This is a genomic window from Pseudomonas sp. CFBP 13719 (assembly GCF_014842095.1).
Taxonomy (GTDB): Bacteria; Pseudomonadota; Gammaproteobacteria; order Pseudomonadales; family Pseudomonadaceae; genus Aquipseudomonas.
Genome location: NZ_JACYVB010000013.1, coordinates 33128 through 51819, shown reverse-complemented (window position 1 = coordinate 51819; position 18692 = coordinate 33128). Strand labels below are relative to the sequence as shown.

The 18692-nt window shown below is 62.3% G+C and carries 14 protein-coding genes and 1 pseudogene; 3 read left to right on the top strand and 12 right to left on the bottom strand.

Features of this window, described 5'->3' with window-relative positions:
• Positions 1 to 6: 6 nt before the first annotated feature.
• The 4 genes and pseudogenes from IFT57_RS25610 to rpsU all read right to left on the bottom strand — a co-directional run.
• A pseudogene (locus IFT57_RS25610) lies at positions 7 to 2961 on the bottom strand (sensor domain-containing protein); the annotation flags it as partial.
• A 368-nt stretch (positions 2962 to 3329) separates the two neighbouring features.
• A complete protein-coding gene (gene rpoD / locus IFT57_RS25605) occupies positions 3330 to 5174 on the bottom strand; it encodes an RNA polymerase sigma factor RpoD (protein ID WP_192153098.1) in 1845 nt (614 codons plus the stop codon).
• A gap of 67 nt (positions 5175 to 5241) precedes the next feature.
• On the bottom strand, positions 5242 to 7200 hold the full coding sequence (dnaG, locus tag IFT57_RS25600) for a DNA primase (protein WP_192153097.1): 1959 nt from the start codon (positions 7198 to 7200) through the stop codon (positions 5242 to 5244).
• A gap of 308 nt (positions 7201 to 7508) precedes the next feature.
• Positions 7509 to 7724, bottom strand: coding sequence for a 30S ribosomal protein S21 (gene rpsU, locus IFT57_RS25595; protein WP_002551877.1), 216 nt, complete (start codon positions 7722 to 7724; stop codon positions 7509 to 7511).
• Between the two features lie 196 nt (positions 7725 to 7920).
• Here rpsU and tsaD point away from each other — a divergent pair, with 196 nt between their 5' ends.
• Positions 7921 to 8946 (top strand): tRNA (adenosine(37)-N6)-threonylcarbamoyltransferase complex transferase subunit TsaD, encoded by a 1026-nt coding sequence (tsaD, locus tag IFT57_RS25590; RefSeq protein ID WP_122795556.1) that lies wholly within the window; start codon positions 7921 to 7923, stop codon positions 8944 to 8946.
• An 18-nt stretch (positions 8947 to 8964) separates the two neighbouring features.
• Here tsaD and plsY read toward each other — a convergent pair whose 3' ends face one another.
• Positions 8965 to 9534, bottom strand: coding sequence for a glycerol-3-phosphate 1-O-acyltransferase PlsY (plsY, locus tag IFT57_RS25585; RefSeq protein ID WP_122800776.1), 570 nt, complete (start codon positions 9532 to 9534; stop codon positions 8965 to 8967).
• Between the two features lie 76 nt (positions 9535 to 9610).
• Here plsY and folB point away from each other — a divergent pair, with 76 nt between their 5' ends.
• Both folB and folK read left to right on the top strand, forming a co-directional pair.
• Positions 9611 to 9964 (top strand): dihydroneopterin aldolase, encoded by a 354-nt coding sequence (folB, locus tag IFT57_RS25580; protein WP_192153096.1) that lies wholly within the window; start codon positions 9611 to 9613, stop codon positions 9962 to 9964.
• On the top strand, positions 9955 to 10470 hold the full coding sequence (folK, locus tag IFT57_RS25575) for a 2-amino-4-hydroxy-6-hydroxymethyldihydropteridine diphosphokinase (protein WP_192153095.1): 516 nt from the start codon (positions 9955 to 9957) through the stop codon (positions 10468 to 10470). The genes folB and folK overlap by 10 nt, the downstream gene beginning before the upstream one ends.
• A gap of 83 nt (positions 10471 to 10553) precedes the next feature.
• On the opposite strand, the gene IFT57_RS25570 is transcribed toward folK, so the two are convergent.
• The 7 genes from IFT57_RS25570 to apaG form a co-directional block, all read right to left on the bottom strand.
• On the bottom strand, positions 10554 to 11777 hold the full coding sequence (locus tag IFT57_RS25570; RefSeq protein WP_192153094.1) for a multifunctional CCA addition/repair protein: 1224 nt from the start codon (positions 11775 to 11777) through the stop codon (positions 10554 to 10556).
• Positions 11778 to 11843: 66 nt separating this feature from the next.
• Positions 11844 to 13406, bottom strand: coding sequence for a SpoVR family protein (locus IFT57_RS25565; protein ID WP_192153093.1), 1563 nt, complete (start codon positions 13404 to 13406; stop codon positions 11844 to 11846).
• Entirely contained in the window at positions 13403 to 14674 is a 1272-nt protein-coding gene (locus IFT57_RS25560; protein ID WP_192153092.1) for a YeaH/YhbH family protein, read from the bottom strand. The genes IFT57_RS25565 and IFT57_RS25560 overlap by 4 nt, the downstream gene beginning before the upstream one ends.
• A 104-nt stretch (positions 14675 to 14778) precedes the next feature.
• Positions 14779 to 16701 (bottom strand): PrkA family serine protein kinase, encoded by a 1923-nt coding sequence (locus IFT57_RS25555; protein WP_122714934.1) that lies wholly within the window; start codon positions 16699 to 16701, stop codon positions 14779 to 14781.
• A gap of 307 nt (positions 16702 to 17008) precedes the next feature.
• Positions 17009 to 17332, bottom strand: a complete 324-nt coding sequence (glpE, locus tag IFT57_RS25550) for a thiosulfate sulfurtransferase GlpE (RefSeq protein WP_122477145.1) — start codon at positions 17330 to 17332, stop codon at positions 17009 to 17011.
• 28 nt (positions 17333 to 17360) lie between these two features.
• Positions 17361 to 18242 carry a symmetrical bis(5'-nucleosyl)-tetraphosphatase gene (locus tag IFT57_RS25545; protein ID WP_192153091.1) on the bottom strand — a complete coding sequence of 294 codons (882 nt, stop codon included), beginning with the start codon at positions 18240 to 18242 and terminating at the stop codon, positions 17361 to 17363.
• Positions 18242 to 18622, bottom strand: coding sequence for a Co2+/Mg2+ efflux protein ApaG (apaG, locus tag IFT57_RS25540; protein ID WP_192050888.1), 381 nt, complete (start codon positions 18620 to 18622; stop codon positions 18242 to 18244). Before apaG ends, IFT57_RS25545 begins: the two co-directional genes overlap by 1 nt.
• Positions 18623 to 18692: the final 70 nt, after the last annotated feature.

The window sequence follows — 18692 nt, the reverse complement described above, 5'->3', positions numbered from 1 at the left end:
CGCCGATTATAGCGATGGATTGAAGGGAGTGCTATCCGAAAAATCCGAAAGGCGCATACGAAGAAAGGTCGCGGCGAAGCGCTCGGGGGGCAGGGGCAGGCTGACCAGGTAGCCCTGGATCTGCTCGCAGCCTTCGCGGGCGAGGAATGCCTGCTGCGCGGGGGTTTCCACGCCTTCGGCGATGACGGTGAGTTGCATGCTGCGGCCCAGGGCGATGATCGCCCGTACGATGGCGGCATCATGGGGGTCGTCGGGCAGGCCGCGGACGAACGACTGGTCGATCTTGAGGATGTCCAGCGGCAAGCGCTTGAGGTAGCTCAGCGACGAGTAGCCAGTGCCGAAGTCGTCGATGGCCAGCTGCACGCCCAGGTGCTTGAGCTGGTGCAGCACCACCAGGGCTTCTTCGGCCTGGCTCATGATGAAGTTTTCGGTGATCTCCAGCTGCAGCGACTGCGGGCGCAGGCCGCTGTCGGCCAGCAGTCCTTCGATGCGCTTGAGCAGGTTGGGCTGGCGCAGCTGGGCGCCGGCGAGGTTGACCGACAGCGGGCCGAACTCGTGGTACAGCCGTTTCCACTCGCACATCTGTCGGCAGGCCTGTTCCAGCACCCAATCGCCGAGCTGCAGGATCATGCCGTTCTCTTCGGCCAGTGAGATGAATTGCTCGGGTGGCACGTCGCCGAAGTTGGGGTGTTTCCAGCGGATCAGCGCTTCGGCGCCCACCAGGCTGTGGGTATCGATGCTGAACTTGGGCTGGTAGCTCAGGCTCAGCTCGTCGCGCTCGATGGCGCGGCGCAGCTCGTGCTCCAGCGCGATGCGGGTGGTGGCCTGGGTGGTGAGGTCGCGGGTGTAGCTCTCCACCCGGTTGCGGCCCTTGGCCTTGGAGCGGTACATGGCGGCATCGGCGTTCTTGACCAGCGTGGCGACGTCGCTGCCGTCCTGCGGATACAGGCTGGTGCCGATGCTCGCACTGGTGAAGAACTCGTGGTCGCCGGCCTGGAAGGGGGCAGCGAAGCAGGCCAGCACCTTGGCGGCGATGTGCTCGGCATCGCTGGCGTGGGCCAGGCCCGGCAGCAGGATGATGAACTCGTCGCCACCCAGGCGCGCCACGGTGTCGATGTCGCGCACTTGCTCCTTGAGGCGCTGGGCGATGCCCTTGAGCAACAGGTCGCCGACCGGGTGGCCGAGGCTGTCGTTGATGTGTTTGAAGCGGTCGAGGTCCAGAAACAGCACCGCGCCCTGGCCACCGGCTTCGGTCTGGCTGGCCAGGGCCGCGGCCAACCGGCTTTCGAACAGGGTGCGGTTGGGCAGGCCGGTCAGGGGGTCGTGATGGGCCTGATAGTCCAGCCGCGCCTGGGCGTGTTTGAGGCTGGAAATGTCGGCGAACACGGCCACGAAATGGGTGATCGCTTCGTCGCCGTTGCGCACCGAGCTGATGGTCAGCCAGCTGGGGTACAGCTCGCCGTTCTTGCGCCGGTTGCAGATCTCACCCTGCCAATGCCCTTCGGCGGCCAGCCGATGCCACATGGCGATGTAGAACGCGCTGTCGTGCTGGCCCGAAGCAAGCAGGCGAGGGGTCTGCCCCAGCACCTCCTGTTCGCTGAAGCCAGTGATCTCGGTGAAGGCGCGGTTGACCATGCTGATACGCTGCTGGGTGTCGGTGATCAGCACGCCCTCGGCGGTGCTCTCGAACACGGTCGCCGCCAGCGCCAGCTTGTGCTGCATCTGGTGGCGCTCGGTGATATCGCGGGCAATCGTCAGCATGCAAGCGTCGCCGCCGATCGGCAGCGGGCGCACCGACACCTCACAGAGTCGCACCTGGCCATCGATGCGCCGAATGCGGCAAGCGAAGTCGCGGACGAAGCCTTGTCGCTGCAGCTTCTCCAGCAGCCGCTTGCGCTCGTTGGGGTCGGCCCAGATGCCCAGCTCCAGGGTCGAGCGGTCCAGCGAGGTCTTGCTCTTGTGCCCGGTCATGATGCTGAAGCCTTCATTGACCTCGATCAGCAGCCCATCGCTCTGCCGGGTCAGCAGCATGCCGTCGGGCGAGGCGTGGAATGCCTTGGCGAATTTCTCTTCGGAAATCTGCAGGCGCTGCTGGGTCTGCTTGAGCTCGCTGATGTCGCGCACCACCACGACCAGGGCGGCGGTGGTTTGCAGCTCGAAGGGCTCGGCCGAGAGCAGCCCGGTGAAGCGCTGGCCGTTGTCGCGGCGAAAGGTCATCTCCAGGTTGCGCACGCTGCCGCCTTGCAAGCGCTTGAGCAAGCGCGGTGCCACGCCGTCCACGCCCCAGATGTCCAGCTCGGCGGCGCGGCGTCCGACCACCTGCGGCGCCTTCAGACCGATCTGCTCTTCGAAGGCCTCGTTGACCTCCAGCAGGCAGCCGTCGCTGAGCCGCGCGATGACCAGGATGTCGGGGCACTGGCGGAACACCGAGGCGAACTTCTGCTCGGACAGGCGCTGGGCTTCCTCGATCTTCTTGGTTTCGCTGATGTCGATCATCAGGCCGCGCATCACCGGGCGCAGGTCATGCTTGATCAGGCTGACGATGTCACGCACCCACAGGCTGCGTCCGTCGGCGGTGATCACACGGTATTCAAGGGCATGCCCGACGCCTGCGGCGGTCTGCTCCGAGCAGTAGGCGCGCGCCCGTCGAGCGTCCTCGGGGTGCAGGATGCGCTGCCAGAAGCCCGGCTCCAGCCAGCTCTGCAGAGGGTAGCCCAGCAGGGCCTCGGCATGGGGCGAGACGTAACTGTAGGTGTAGTCGGTGGTGTCGGCTTCCCAGGCAATGGCCGAAAGGCTCTCGACCAGGCCGCGATAATGGTATTCGCTGCTGCGCAGCTCATGCTCAAGAGCGATGCGCTGGCTGATCTCCGAGGTCAGCCGACGGTTGATGCGGATCACCACGCCCAGGGCAATCACCAGCATGACCAGCCCTGGCAGCCCGTAGATCAGGGTGTTGTACCAATCGCGCGCGGGCGCGGCATCGGCCGCAGTAACTTCATCCATCGCCGGCGCGCGTTCGTTCGCCAGCGCCGAGAACACAGGGCGAGCGTTTGCGCCGTCGGTGTGCAACGACGGACGTTCAAGTCGCCCAGGCGCGTAGCCAGTGGGAGGAGGGGTGTCGGCGATGGCTGGCCCGGCGAGCGAAGTCAGCAGCACAAGTGCCGGCAGTCGATGCATGGCAGCCTCGTTGGACCAGCGCAGAAAGGGCCAGTGTAGTCGGGCGCGGCGGCCAGCGGGAAGAGGGGGTGATAACAAACTTGAAGGCCATCGGTCCATGATGCAAAACCCCCGACAGGGCCGGGGGTTCTGGTGGTGCTCGTCGCAGAAGCTTATTCGTCGAGGAACGAGCGCAGGTGCTCGCTTCGGGTCGGGTGACGCAGCTTGCGCAGCGCCTTGGCTTCGATCTGGCGGATACGCTCGCGGGTAACATCGAACTGCTTGCCGACTTCCTCGAGGGTGTGGTCGGTGTTCATGTCGATGCCGAAACGCATGCGCAGCACCTTGGCTTCCCGTGCCGTAAGGCCGCCCAGCACTTCGCGCGTGGCTTCCTTGAGGCTTTCGACGGTGGCCACGTCGATCGGCGACTGCATGGTGGAGTCTTCGATGAAGTCACCCAGATGGGAGTCTTCGTCGTCACCAATCGGCGTCTCCATGGAGATAGGCTCCTTGGCGATCTTCAAGACCTTGCGGATCTTGTCCTCGGGCATCTCCATGCGCTCGCCCAGCTCTTCAGGCGTAGGCTCGCGACCCATCTCCTGCAGCATCTGCCGCGAGATGCGGTTCAGCTTGTTGATGGTCTCGATCATGTGCACCGGAATACGGATGGTGCGTGCCTGGTCGGCGATCGAGCGGGTGATGGCCTGACGGATCCACCAGGTGGCGTACGTCGAGAACTTGTACCCACGTCGGTATTCGAACTTGTCCACCGCCTTCATCAAGCCGATGTTGCCTTCCTGGATCAGATCGAGGAATTGCAGACCACGGTTGGTGTACTTCTTGGCAATCGAGATCACCAGGCGCAGGTTGGCCTCGACCATCTCTTTCTTCGCCCGACGCGCCTTGGCTTCGCCGATCGACATGCGACGGTTGATGTCCTTGATCTCGGCGATGGTCAGGCCGGTTTCCGCTTCCAGCGTGCTCAGCTTCTGCTGGCAGCGCTGGATGTCGGCCTGCAACCGACCGATGGCTTCGGCGTACTTCGCCTTGCCGTTGGCCAGGGCATCACTCCAGGTCTGGTCGACTTCGTTGCCGGGGAACTGGCGCAGGAAGTCGGCACGCGGCATGCGTGCATCACGGACGCACAGCTGCATGATGGCGCGTTCCTGCTGACGCAGACGCTCCAGGGCACCACGAACACGCTCCACCAGGCCTTCGAACTGCTTGGGTACCAACTTGATCGGCATGAACAGCTCGGCCAGCAGCAGCATCTCGGCAATGCCTTGCTTGCTGTGACGGCCATGCTTCTTCAGGGCCTTCAAGGTGACGGCGAGCTGGTCGGACACGGCGCCGAAGCGCTGCTGGGCGATGACGGGATCCGGGCCGCTTTCGACTTCGTCTTCGTCGTCGCTGTCGGCTTCCTCTTCGTCGTCATCCTTGCCATCGGCCTTGTCAGCCGATTTCTCGACCGGCGGCGGCACCTCGGCCGGCGGCGCAATGCCTTCGTCCGGGTCGATGTAGCCGCTGAGCACGTCGGACAGGCGACCGCCTTCGGTGGTCACGCGATCGTATTCGCTGAGGATGTGCTCGACCGTGCCGGGGAAGTGCGCGATTGCGCCCATCACTTCACGGATGCCCTCTTCGATACGCTTGGCGATTTCGATTTCGCCTTCACGCGTGAGCAGCTCGACCGTACCCATTTCGCGCATGTACATGCGCACTGGGTCGGTCGTGCGTCCGATGTCGGTCTCGACCGCTGCCAACGCGGCGGCGGCCTCTTCGGCCGCCGCTTCGTCGGTATCGGCTTCGGCCAACAAAAGGGCATCCGCATCCGGAGCACTCTCGAATACGTTGATCCCCATGTCGTTGATCATGCGGATGATGTCTTCCACCTGCTCCGGATCTGAAATATCCTCGGGCAGGTGATCGTTGACCTCCGCGTAAGTCAGGTAACCCTGCTCACGACCACGGGTGATCAACTCTTTGATACGAGACTGCTGTTGCGCTTTTCCGGACATAACACCCTATCCACTGAAGGTCTTGGCGGGCAAAAAACAAGCCGAGGATTATACCCGAGCTAGGACCTCACGCGCCAGTTGAGGTCGGGGTTTGTGCGTGAACATTGCGGCTGAGTAGCTCGCGCAGTTGATTCTTTTCCTCTGCGCTCAGTTCACTCTGTCTTGATTTTCTGAGCAAATGCTCGAGACAACGCTCGCGTTGGCGAGCGGACAAGCTAGTTATAGTGTCGAAAAACTGTTGTTCAAGGTTATCGGCATCGATCAGCCATTCTTTCTCGGCCAGTGCTCGCAGCAGCTTGCCCTGTTCAGTGCCGTGCCAGCGCGCGATCAATTGCAGAGAGCGTAGCTTAGGATTCTTCTGCAGGGCTTCGAGCAGTGCTACCAGCAACTGCGCATGCACCTGTTCTTCATCGGCGAAATGGCTGACGTCCTCGACCTTTTCCGCCAGTTGCGGGTAGTGCAGCAAGGTCCGCAGCGCGCTCAAGGTGGGCGGCTCGACGGTCACCGGCGTGCGCGGCTGCGGGCGCGGCTCGAAATCACGCCTGCCTTTGCCCTTCCAGGGCTTGCCTTCCCATTTCTTCCCGCCCGGCTTGGCCGATGCCCATTGTTGCTGTGGTTCGAAGGCCGGCGGCGCGTGAAAGTCACTGAAGTCGGGCGAATAACCGGGCATCGAATCGTAATCGGCCAACGGATCATGGCTGGGCATCGGCGCGGCAGGGGCGCTTTGCACCAGCTGGCTGACGGCCTCGCCGCTCAGGCCGGTGATCTGGCTGAGGCGGTTGCGCATCAACGTGCGCAGATTGGCGCCCGGCACCTTGTCGATCAACGGCGCGGCCAGTGTCGCCATGTGCGCCTTGCCCTCGAGCGAGCGTGGATCGGCTTCTTCGGTCAACTGCTGGAAAAAATAGTCGGCCAGCGGCTGTGCGTGCTGGTTGATGCGGGCGCGGAAGGCGTCGGTGCCTTCAGAGCGCACCAGGGTATCCGGGTCTTCGCCTTCGGGCAGAAACAGGAAGCGCGCCTTGCGCCCGTCCTGCAGGCTTGGCAGTGCGGCCTCCAGTGCTCGCCAGGCGGCATTGCGGCCGGCCTGGTCGCCGTCGAAGCAGAACAGCACGCTGGGCACCACGCGGAACAGGCGCTTGAGATGCTCCTCGCTGGTGGCCGTGCCCAGGGTCGCGACGGCATTGCGCAGGCCTTGCTGGGCCAGGGCAATGACGTCCATGTAGCCTTCCACGACGATGATCTCGTCGAGATTGCGGTTGTGCTTGCGTGCCTCGTACAGGCCGTACAGCTCCTGGCCCTTGTGGAACACCGGGGTTTCCGGCGAGTTCAGGTACTTGGGCTTGTCGTCACCGAGTACGCGGCCGCCGAAGGCGATGACCCGTCCGCGGCTGTCGCGGATGGGGAACATCACGCGGTCGCGAAAACGGTCGTAGCGCTTGCCCGAGTCGGCGTTTTCAACCAGCAGGCCGGCGTCGATCATGGCTTTCTGTTGCAGGCTGTCGCTGCTCAGGTGTTTGAACAGGTTGTCCCAGCCGGGCGGTGCGAAGCCCAGGCCGAAGTCGCGGGCGATCTCGCCGGACAGGCCACGACCCTTGAGATAGTCGACTGCCGCGCGACGTTGCGCATGCCCCTTGAGCGCCAGGCGGTAGAACTCCGCGGCAGCTTCAAGCAACGGGTACAGCGGTGAGTCGGTGGGCTGGCGAGGCTTGCTGTTGCGCCCGCTGTCTTCGCGCGGCACTTCCATGCCGGCGGCCTTGGCCAGTTCCTCGACGGCCTGGGGGAAGTCCAGGTTGTCGTGGTCCATGATGAAGCCAAGGGCATTGCCGCCTGCGCCGCAGCCGAAGCAGTAATAGAACTGCTTGTCGGGGCTGACACTGAAGGAAGGGGTCTTTTCCTTGTGGAACGGGCAGCAGGCCGTGTAGTTCTTGCCGGCTTTCTTCATTTGCAGGCGAGACTGCACGACATCGACGATATCGGTGCGGTTGAGCAGGTCGTCGATGAAGCCTTGGGGAATCAGCCCGGCCATGGCGTTCTCTTTATCAGCAGCCCAGGAGCGGAAGTGTACCCATTGGAAATCGGTCTGGCAGGTGTTGCAGCGCAGATTTCTGTAGCGGAAACGTCTATGCGTTCAACAGCGCCCGGAGGTAGCTGTCGAAGCGGGGCGTTGCCAAAGGAATAAGTGTGCTCGTCTGCAGCCTTGCAAGGCTCGTCAGAATGACGCGCACGATCTGGCGATGAAGCCAGTTCTGACGGTTGAGGCGGGGTACTGCTGCAACTGCCGGCAGCCCGGCTGTGAGCCGGGCAAGGCAGAAGCTTGCAACGAACGTCTGTGTATTAGTACAGACGAACGGCGCGGCGCTGTTCGCGCTGGACTTTCTTGGCGTGGCGTTTGACAGCGGCTGCTGCCTTGCGCTTACGCTCCGAAGTCGGCTTCTCGTAAAATTCGCGGCTACGAACTTCAGCCAGTACACCGGCTTTTTCGCAGGAGCGCTTGAAACGACGCAGAGCTACGTCGAAGGGTTCGTTCTCTTTAACTTTGACGGCTGGCATCCAGAGCTACCTTCATTCATTACCGGGGTCGACATCTCATGGCAAAATCGCGCATAAGTACGTCGGTTTTTAAGGGTTGCGGATGTTAACCCTTACCTGAGAGGAATGCAAAGCCTCTGATCGAAAACCGCTGGTCGGTGCCTTGTTCGACGACTATCATGCGCGCCTTCGAATAGAGCTCCACAAGGCCTGGGCCATGCTAGTACTGGGATTGGAAACGTCCTGCGACGAAACCGGTGTCGCATTATACGACAGCGAACGCGGCCTGCTGGCCGATGCGCTGTTCAGCCAGATCGACCTGCATCGCGCCTATGGCGGGGTCGTGCCCGAGCTTGCCTCGCGCGATCACGTCAAACGCATGCTGCCGCTGATCCGTCAGGTGCTGGCCGAGGCCGACTGCGCGGCAACCGAGATCGACGCCATCGCCTACACGGCCGGTCCCGGCCTGGTGGGGGCGCTGCTGGTAGGTGCCTCCTGCGCCCAGGCGCTGGCGTTCGCCTGGGACATACCGGCGTTGGGCGTGCATCACATGGAAGGCCATCTGTTGGCACCCATGCTCGAAGAGCAGCCGCCGCAGTTCCCGTTCGTCGCTCTGCTGGTGTCCGGCGGCCATACGCAATTGGTGCAGGTCGACGGCATTGGCCAGTATGCGTTGCTGGGCGAGACCCTGGATGATGCCGCTGGGGAGGCCTTCGACAAGACCGCCAAGCTGATCGGCCTCAATTACCCGGGCGGTCCGGAGATTGCCCGCCTGGCCAAGCAGGGTGTGGCGGGACGCTTCACCTTCCCCCGGCCGATGTGCGACCGCCCCGGCCTGGATTTCAGCTTCAGCGGCTTGAAGACCTTCGCTCTCAACACCTGGCAGCAGTGCCGCAGCGCCGGAGACGACGGCGAGCAGACCCGCTGCGACATCTCCCTGGCCTTCGAACAGGCGGTGGTCGATACCCTGACCTACAAATGCCGTCGCGCCTTGAAGCAGACCGGTCTCAAGCGTCTGGTGATCGCCGGCGGGGTGAGTGCCAACCAGTCGCTGCGCCAGGGGCTGGAAAAAATGCTGGGTGAGCTGGGTGGCAATGTCTACTACGCGCGTCCGCAGTTCTGTACGGATAACGGCGCAATGATCGCCTATGCTGGTTGTCAGCGTCTGTTGGCCGGGCAGCAGGAAACCCTGGCGATCAGTGTCCAGGCCCGTTGGCCAATGGAGCAGTTGCCACCACTCTGAACGTACTGCCCAGCCAGCTCAGAAGTGACGCTCGCGGCCGGCGAACAGATCGCGCAGGTTGCCGCGGTGACGCCAGATCACCAGCACCGTCAGCATGCTCATGGGCAGCAGCGCTTCCGGGCGCTGCCAGGCCAGCAGCGGCAGGGTCAGGGGCGTGGCGATCAGGGCCGCCAGCGAACTGGTGCGGGTGAGCCGAAAGGTCAGCGCCCAGGCCAGCACTGCCAGCAGCGCAGCAGGTGGATACAGCCCCAGCAGCAGGCCAGCGGAGGTGGCCACACCCTTGCCGCCCTTGAAGCGGAAATACAACGGGAACAGGTGGCCGATCACTGCGCAGAGCCCGATCCAGGCTTGCTGCCCGAGTGCCATTCCGGCCCAGGCGGCGGCCAGCACCGGCAGCAAACCCTTGCACAAGTCGCCCAGCAGAGTGAGGATGGCGAGCTTTTTACCCGCCAGGCGCAGCATGTTGGTTGCCCCGGCATTGCCCGAACCGCTCATTCGCGGGTCGGGGGTGCCCGTCGCGCGACTGAGCACGATAGCGAAAGACAGCGAGCCGAGCAGGTAGGCGCCAAGCGCCAGCAACCAGAACATGCTTACTATTTCCGGGTATGGAAACCCTTGATTCTAACGGCGCCTGGCGCCCTTGTCGTGCTGCGGAGTGAAGTGCTTGGACAGAGTGTTTATCGAAGGTCTGGAAGTCGACACGGTGATCGGCGCCTACGATTGGGAGCGTGACATTCGTCAGTGCCTGCGTCTGGACCTGGTGTTCGCCTGGGACAACCGCCCGGCTGCGGCCGGCGACGACCTCACCCTGGCCCTCGACTATGCGACGGTGTCGCAGCGCGTCCAGGCATTTGCCGCACAGGCCCGCTTCGAACTGGTCGAGACGTTCGCCGAACGTCTGGCCCAGCTGTTGATGAGCGAATTCGGCATTTCCTGGCTGCGGCTCAAGGTCACCAAACCGGGCGCCGTCGCGGCGGCGCTAGGTGTCGGCGTGGAGATCGAGCGCGGATGTCGCTGAATCGAATCTACCTGGGCCTGGGCAGCAACACCGACCGTGAACGCCATCTGTGTGCGGGGCTCGATGCGCTGGCGTCCTTGCTCGTGGACATGCGCTGTTCGCCGGTATTCGAAAGCCAGCCGGTGGGCATCAAGAGCGGCCCGTTCTTCAACCTGGTGGTGACCGGGCTGACCGACTTGCCGTTGACCGCACTGGATCGTCGGTTGAAGTTCATAGAGGCCGACAATGGCCGCTACGCGCCGGACCGCAAAGGCCTGCCGTTGGATATCGATGTGTTGCTGTACGGCGACCTGGTCGGCAACTTCGACGGACTGGTATTGCCCCGTGCCGAAATTCTGAAAAATGCATTCGTGTTGTGGCCACTGGCGCTGATCGCACCAGAGTTAGTGCATCCAGGGGCAGGGGTGAGCCTTGACCAGCTTTGGCGCGAGTCGAACATCGACCAGGTGTTGGCCCCCGTCCCATTCGAATGGCGCGGCCAACAGTTGACTCCCGCCACGCTTTGAATCATCAGCGTCTTCGTCGCAGGCAAAGCTCACTCACCTGTGGGAGCGGGTCTCTGCCCGCGAAGAGGCCCTCAAGGCCACCCTCAACCCCCCGCCTTATACGCCTTGAGTGCCTCCAACCGTGCCCGCTTCAACGCCTCACCCAACGCCTGCCCCTTGAACCCCTGGGCAACCAGCGGCTGAACCGCCACCCCCCGCGCCGCTGCAGCCGCACCCCTTAGATAATCCGCCTGGGGGTATTCCCGTGCTTCGAGCCCCAACCTGCCACGCGCGTCCATCTCGCAGGCCATGATGAAATCCTCGAAGCGCTGAGGACGTCGGTACACATCGAAGTTCTGCAGCAGTTCCAGCAAGGTCGACGGCTTGAGCTCCAGAGCGCGATGAGCATGGGTGTGATACTCACCCACCAACACCGCCAGCTCCTGACAATCCCTGGGCACCTTGAAGCGTTCATTGACCGCCTTGATCAACTTCACGCCGCGCTGCTCGTGGGCGATATGCCGCGGCCACTCACTGGGGCGCGTAGTGCCCTTACCCAGATCATGCAGTAGGCACGCCCAGCGCACGCTCAGCGGCTGGTCATGGCGCGCGGCCTGCTCCAGCACGCTCAGGGTATGCACCCCGGTGTCGATCTCCGGATGATGAGCCGGCGGCTGCGGCACGCCAAAAAGAGCGTCTACCTCGGGCAACAGTTGCTCCAGCGCGCCACAGTCGCGTAGCACCTGAATGAACACCTGGGGGTGAGCCTCCATCAATGCTCGGGAAATTTCCTTCCAGCTGCGTTCAGCGGTCAATGCCTGCAGCTCGCCCGACTCGCTCAACTCACGCATGAGCTGCAGGGTCGGTTCGGCCACACGAAAGCCCAGTCCGGCATAGCGCGCTGCGAAACGTGCGACCCGCAGCACGCGCAAGGGGTCTTCGATGAACGCTGGGGACACGTGCCTGAGCAGGCGGTCGCCCAGGTCCTGCTGGCCGCCGTACGGGTCGATGATGTGGCCATCGTCGTCCTCGGCCATGGCATTGATGGTCAGGTCGCGCCGCGACAGGTCTTGCTCGAGGGTCACGTCCGGGCTGGCGTGGAAGACGAAACCGCCATAGCCACGTCCGCTCTTGCGCTCGGTACGTGCCAGGGCATACTCCTCGCCGGTCTGCGGGTCCAGGAATACCGGGAAATCGCTGCCGACTGGACGATAGCCTTTAGAAAGCATGTACTCAGCGTCGGCACCAACCACCACTCGATCAATGTCCACAACCGGTATACCCAGCAAGCGGTCGCGCACCGCTCCACCCACTTTATAGATCTTCATTGCAACACCTCCGATGGCCCGGAAGGATAACACCAAGCCATCGGCGGTTTTGTGCACGCACCTGTCTCAGAGGTGGACGACGTTGAGGTCCATGCGCCCATGGCTGCCATCCGCGTGCTCGCTGCGCGGCGGCACGTGATGGGTCTTGACCAACTGATCACCCTGCAGCGTATCCAGATGGATATCGAACCCCCACAGGCGGTGCAGGTGCTTGAGCACCTCGTCCGTGGAGTCGCCCAGCGGCTTGCGGTCATGTTGCTGATGACGCAGGGTCAGCGAGCGGTCACCGCGGCGATCGATGCTCCAGATCTGCACGTTGGGCTCGCGGTTGCCCAGGTTGTATTGCGCCGCCAGGGTTTCGCGAATCGTGCGGTAACCGTTTTCGTCGTGGATGGCCGGCACCAGCAAGTCGTCCCGCTGATCGTCGTCCATGATGCTGAACAGCTTCAGGTCGCGAATGACCTTGGGCGACAGGTACTGCAGGATGAAGCTCTCGTCCTTGAAGCTGCTCATGGCGAACTTGATGGTCGACAACCAGTCACTGCCGGCGATGTCGGGAAACCAGTGACGATCTTCGTCGTCCGGGTGCTCGCACATGCGGCGTATGTCGCGGTACATGGCGAAGCCCAGCGCATAGGGGTTGATGCCATTGTAGTAGGGGCTGTCGAAACCGGGCTGGAACACCACGCTGGTGTGCGACTGCAGAAACTCCATCATGAAGCCATCGGTCACCAGGCCTTCGTCGTAGAGGTCGTTCATCAAGGTGTAGTGCCAGAACGTTGCCCAGCCCTCGTTCATCACCTGGGTCTGGCGCTGCGGATAGAAGTACTGCGCGATCTTGCGCACGATCCGTACGATCTCGCGCTGCCAGGGCTCGAGCAGCGGCGCATGTTTCTCGATGAAATACAGGATGTTCTCCTGCGGCTCGGCCGGGAACCGCGCGTTGTCTTCCTCGCGGTTCTTGTCGGCGCCCTTGGGAATGGTGCGCCACAGATCGTTGATCTGCCGCTGCAGGTGCTCTTCGCGATCGGCCTGGCGACGACGTTCTTCTTCCGCGGAAATCGGATAGGGGCGCTTGTAGCGGTCGACGCCGTAGTTCATCAGGGCATGGCAGGAATCGAGCAGGTCCTCCACGGCATCGATGCCATGGCGTTCCTCGCACTTCATGATGTAGGACTTGGCGAACACCAGGTAATCGATGATCGAACTGGCGTCGGTCCAGGTGCGGAACAGGTAGTTGCCCTTGAAGAAACTGTTGTGCCCATAGCAGGCATGGGCCACTACCAGCGCCTGCATGCAGATGGTGTTCTCCTCCATCAGGTAGGCGATGCACGGATCGGAGTTGATCACGATCTCGTAGGCCAGGCCCATCTGGCCGCGGGTGTAGGACTTCTCGGTGCTGAGAAAATGCTTGCCGTAGGACCAATGGTGATAACCCAGGGGCATGCCCACCGAGGCGTATGCATCCATCATCTGCTCGGCGGTGATCACCTCGATCTGGTTGGGGTAGGTGTCCAGCGCATAGCGCTCGGCGATGCGGCTGATTTCCCGGTCGTAGGTCTGGATAAGCTCGAACGTCCATTCCGAGCCCGTGGAGATGGGTTGGCGCTTCTGCTCTCTGGCGGTCATGTCGCTAACCTGCGCTGGAAGAGTTCACGGAAGACCGGATAGATATCACCGGCCGATACCAGCTGCTGCTGGGCGAACGTATCGGCGAACGACTCGCTGATGCGCTCATATTCGTACCACAGCGCCTGATGTTCGCGCGGCGTGATTTCCACATAGGTGTAGTACTGCACGAACGGCATGATCTGCTGGGTGAGGATTTCCCGGCAAATCGGTGAGTCATCGTTCCAGTTGTCGCCGTCCGAGGCCTGGGCGGCATAGATGTTCCATTCGTTGGTCGGGTAGCGTGCGGCCATGATCTCCTGCATCAGTTTCAGGGCGCTGGAAACGATGGTGCCGCCGGTCTCGCGCGAGTAGAAGAACTCCTCCTCGTCGACCTCGCGGGCGCTGGTGTGATGGCGGATAAACACCACCTCGATCTTGTCGTAGTTACGCTTGAGAAACAGATACAGCAGAATGAAGAAGCGCTTGGCAATGTCCTTGGTGGCCTGGGTCATGGAGCCGGACACGTCCATCAGGCAGAACATCACCGCCTTGGAACTGGGGTTGGGGTGCTTGACCAGCAGGTTGTACTTGAGGTCGAAGGTGTCCAGAAAAGGCACGCGATGAATGCGGGCGCTGAGCTTTTCGATTTCCCCCATCAGCGCCTGAATGTCACCGAAATTGTCCGGTTCCTCGATCTTCAAACGCTCGAGTTCAAGCTTGGCCGCCTTGAGCTTGGCGCGGCTGCTGCCTGAAAGCGCTATGCGCCGCGCGTGGGCCGAGCGCAGGGTGCGGATGATGTTGATCCGCGAAGGGTTGCCCTCGTTGCTGATACCGGCACGCACCGTCTTGTAGGTGTCGGTACCGCTGAGGTTGCGCTTCACCAGGTTGGGCAGCTCCAGGTCCTCGAACATGAATTCGAGGAATTCCTCCTGGGTGATCTGAAACACGAACTCGTCCATGCCCTCGCCGGAGTTGCCCGCCTTGCCGGGCCCCTTGCCGCCGCCTCCGCCCTGCGGACGGGCGATGTGTTCGCCCGCGGTAAACTCCTTGTTGCCGGGGTGCACCACGGTCTGCTTGCCGCCGCGGCCGTGATGCAACACCGGCTCGTCGATGTCGCGGCCGGGAATGCTGATCTGCTCGCCGTGCTCCATGTCGGTGATGGAGCGACGGCCGACGGCATCTTCCACGGCCTTCTTGATGTGGTCACGGTAACGCCGCAGGAAACGCTGGCGATTCACCGTACTCTTGTTCTTGCCATTGAGGCGTCGGTCGATCACATAGCTCATTAGGCCTCCGGGCAGCCGGGCTGCAAGCCACAAGTCGAGAGCGGCGAAAGGCCCGGGCATTGATGCCTGCCTGGGCCCGTCGCGGCCTGAAACCTACCGCGCGATCACTGCGACTTCCTGACCCGCAGATACCACTCGGACAGCAGACGGACCTGCTTGTCGGTATAGCCGCGCTCGACCATGCGAGTGACGAAGTCGTTGTGCTTCTGCTGGTCCTCCTTGCTGGCCTTGGCGTTGAAACTGATGACTGGCAACAGGTCTTCGGTGTTGGAGAACATTTTCTTCTCGATCACCACGCGCAGCTTTTCGTAGCTGAGCCAGGTCGGATTCTTGCCGTTGTTGTTGGCCCGGGCGCGCAGTACGAAGTTGACGATCTCGTTGCGGAAATCCTTCGGATTGCTGATGCCGGCAGGCTTCTCGATCTTTTCCAGCTCTTCGTTGAGAGCCACGCGGTTGAGAATCTCGCCGGTTTCCGGATCGCGGTACTCCTGGTCCTGAATCCAGAAATCGGCATACAGCACGTAGCGGTCGAAGATGTTCTGCCCGTACTCGCTGTACGACTCCAGGTAAGCGGTCTGGATCTCCTTGCCGATGAACTCGATGTAGCGCGGTGCCAGGTATTCCTTGAGGAAGCGCAGGTAACGCTCGCGCACCTCGGCCGGAAATTGCTCCTGTTCGATCTGCTGCTCCAGCACATAGAGCAAGTGCACCGGGTTGGCGGCGATCTCGTGGGGGTCGAAGTTGAACACCTTGGAGAGGATCTTGAAGGCGAAGCGCGTCGACAGGCCATTCATGCCTTCATCCACGCCCGCAGTATCGCGGTACTCCTGAATCGACTTGGCCTTGGGGTCGGTGTCCTTGAGGTTCTCGCCGTCGTACACGCGCATCTTGGAATAGATATTGGAGTTGTCCGGCTCCTTGAGCCGCGACAGCACGGTGAACTGGGCCAGCATCTTCAGGGTGTCGGGCGCGCAATGGGCCTTGGACAGCGAGCTGTTGAACAGCAGCTTGTCGTAGATCTTGATCTCGTCGCTGACACGCAGGCAGTACGGCACCTTGACGATGTAGATCCGATCGATGAACGCCTCGTTGTTCTTGTTGTTGCGGAAGCTGTGCCACTCCGATTCGTTGGAGTGCGCCAGCAGGATGCCGGAATAGGGAATCGCGCCCAGGCCCTCGGTACTGTTGTAGTTACCCTCCTGGGTGGCGGTCAGCAGCGGATGGAGCACCTTGATCGGTGCCTTGAACATCTCGACGAATTCCATCAAGCCCTGGTTGGCGCGGCACAGGGCACCCGAGTAGCTGTAGGCATCGGCATCGTTCTGCGGGTATTCCTCCAGCTTGCGGATGTCGACCTTGCCCACCAGCGCGGAAATGTCCTGGTTGTTCTCGTCGCCCGGCTCGGTCTTGGCCACGGCGATCTGGTTGAGAATGGAAGGGTAGAGCTTGACCACGCGGAACTGGCTGATGTCGCCGCCGAATTCGGCCAGGCGCTTGGTGGCCCAGGGCGACATGATGGTGCTCAGGTAGCGTTGCGGAATGCCGAAGTCTTCCTCGAGGATCGCGCCGTCCTCGGTGGCGTTGAACAGGCCCAGGGGCGACTCGAACACCGGTGAGCCCTTGATCGCGTAGAACGGGACCTTCTCGATCAGCTGCTTGAGCTTCTCGGCCAGCGACGACTTGCCGCCGCCTACCGGGCCCAGCAGGTACAGGATCTGTTTCTTTTCTTCCAGGCCCTGCGCCGCATGGCGGAAGTACGACACGATCTGGTCGATGCATTCCTCCATGCCGTGGAAGTCTTCGAACGCTGGGTAGCGACGAATCACCTTGTTGGAGAAGATGCGCGACAGCCGGGAATTGGCCGACGTGTCGAGCAATTCGGGCTCCCCTATCGCCATCAGGATCCGCTCGGCCGCAGAGGCGTAGGTTCTACGGTCCTTTTTGCACAGATCAAGGTACTCCTGTAACGAGAGCTCTTCCTGGCGTGTGGATTCGAAGCGTTGTTGGAAGTGGCTAAAGATACTCATGACGTCACCTCGCTCGATACGTGGAGCCGACGTCGGATCACTCAGTTGATGCTGGCGGTCACCCAAACCCCGTGGTGGCCGTATACCCCCCAGAACACCCTTGTAGTCTTGACCGATTGACCCGCGCGCCGGTGTACCGGCTCTCCCCTGTTATGGATGGCCTGAGCTTAAGGATAGTTGGTTATCGAGGACTTCAAGGGCGGATGCGCAATTAACTGCCGGCGGAGCTTTGCATCAATGCTGCGAAGGCCCGTGGGGCGCGGCGTAGGCGACGAAAAAAAATTCGTCGCACGGGGCTTGCGGTGGATCACTCGGCCTGGCTGGTTTCGCCCGGAAAGGTACTGCGCCACAGCTCGAAGCCGCCGTCCATGCTGTACACATCGGAAAAGCCCTGGCTCACCAGGTAGGCGGCAGCGCTCTGGCTGGAATTGCCGTGGTAGCAGACCACGACCAGCGGTTTGTCCAGGTCGGCCGCCGTGATGAAACCGTGCAGCGAGTGGTTGTCCAGATGCGTGGAGTCGGTGATATGGCCGGCCGCGAAGGTTTGCGGGTCGCGGATATCCACCACCACGGCGCCCTGTTCGCGCAGGCTCTGGACGTCTTGCGGAGGGATGCGTTTGAATTCGGTCATGGGCAGGCTCCTGGGCTGGGTGCCCATTCTAGCGTTTGTCGCTCGGGGGAGGGAAATCCGCCGCAGGGGTCGCTGCAGGCACGTGCACATCGCCCTCATCGGTGCATTTGCAGGACAGGCGTTCGCCGCTGTCGACGTCCAGCAGCGTCATCGCACCGCCCCATACGCATCCGGTATCGAGCGCGAACACGCCCGGCTCCTCGCAACGCCCTTCCAGCGCTGCCCAATGGCCGAAGATGATCTTCAGGTCGCGCGTCTTGCGCTCCTTGTGCGCGAACCAGGGCGCGTAGCCGGGCAGCGCGGTGTCAGCGCCTTCCTTGCCCTTGAGGTCGAGCTTGCCGTCGGCGGTGCAGAAACGCATGCGGGTGAAATAATTGGTGATCACCCGCAAGCGGGCAACGCCCTGCAACGCCTTGTCCCACTTGTTCGGCTCGTTGCCGTACATGCCGTCCAGAAACGGCTGTAACAGCTGGTCGTCACGCAGCGCGCTCTCGACCTCGGCGGCCAGGCGCAGGGCCTTGCGCAGCGACCATTGTGGCGGAATCCCGGCATGCACCAGCACGGCATTGCGCTGTTCGTCGTAGTGCAGCAGCTTCTGTTGGCGCAGCCAGTGGAGCAATTGCGGGCCGTCGGGTGCGTCGAGGATTTCGCGCAAGGTATCACCGCGCTTGAGCCGTTCGGCGTCGTTGGCCACCGCCAGCAGGTGCAGATCGTGATTGCCCAGCACACACACCAGCGCATCACGCATGCCATAGAGATAGCGCAGGGTCTCCAGCGAACTCGGCCCGCGGTTGACCAGATCGCCCACCAGCCACAGCGTGTCCTTCGTGGGGTCGAAAGCGACCCGCTGCAGCAGGCACTTGAGTGGCTGCAGGCAGCCTTGCAAGTCACCGACTGCGTACACTGCCATCAGTGCAGGGCGCCTGGTACGGCAAGGCGAAACGGAGCGATCACGGCTTCGAACTGCTTGCCGTCTTCGGCCTGCATCTGATAGCTGCCCTGCATGTTGCCTACCGTAGTGGCCATTACCGTGCCGCTGGAATAGGTGTGGCTTTCACCGGCGGCGATCAGCGGTTGCTGGCCAATGACACCAGCGCCCCGGACTTCCTCGACCTTGCCATCGCCATCGGTGATCACCCAGTGGCGAGACAGCAGGCGAGCGGGAATCTGTCCGTTGTTGCGCACGGTGACGGTATAGGCAAAGGCAAAACGCTGCTGTTCAGGCTGCGATTGTTCTGCCAGGAAACGGGTCACGACGCTGACGTCGATCTGATAACGGGGATCGGACATGCAAAGGGCCTTGAAAACGAGAGCTAATGTAGCCGGCGTTGGCCGGTTCAGAGTCGGTCCGGGGCAACGC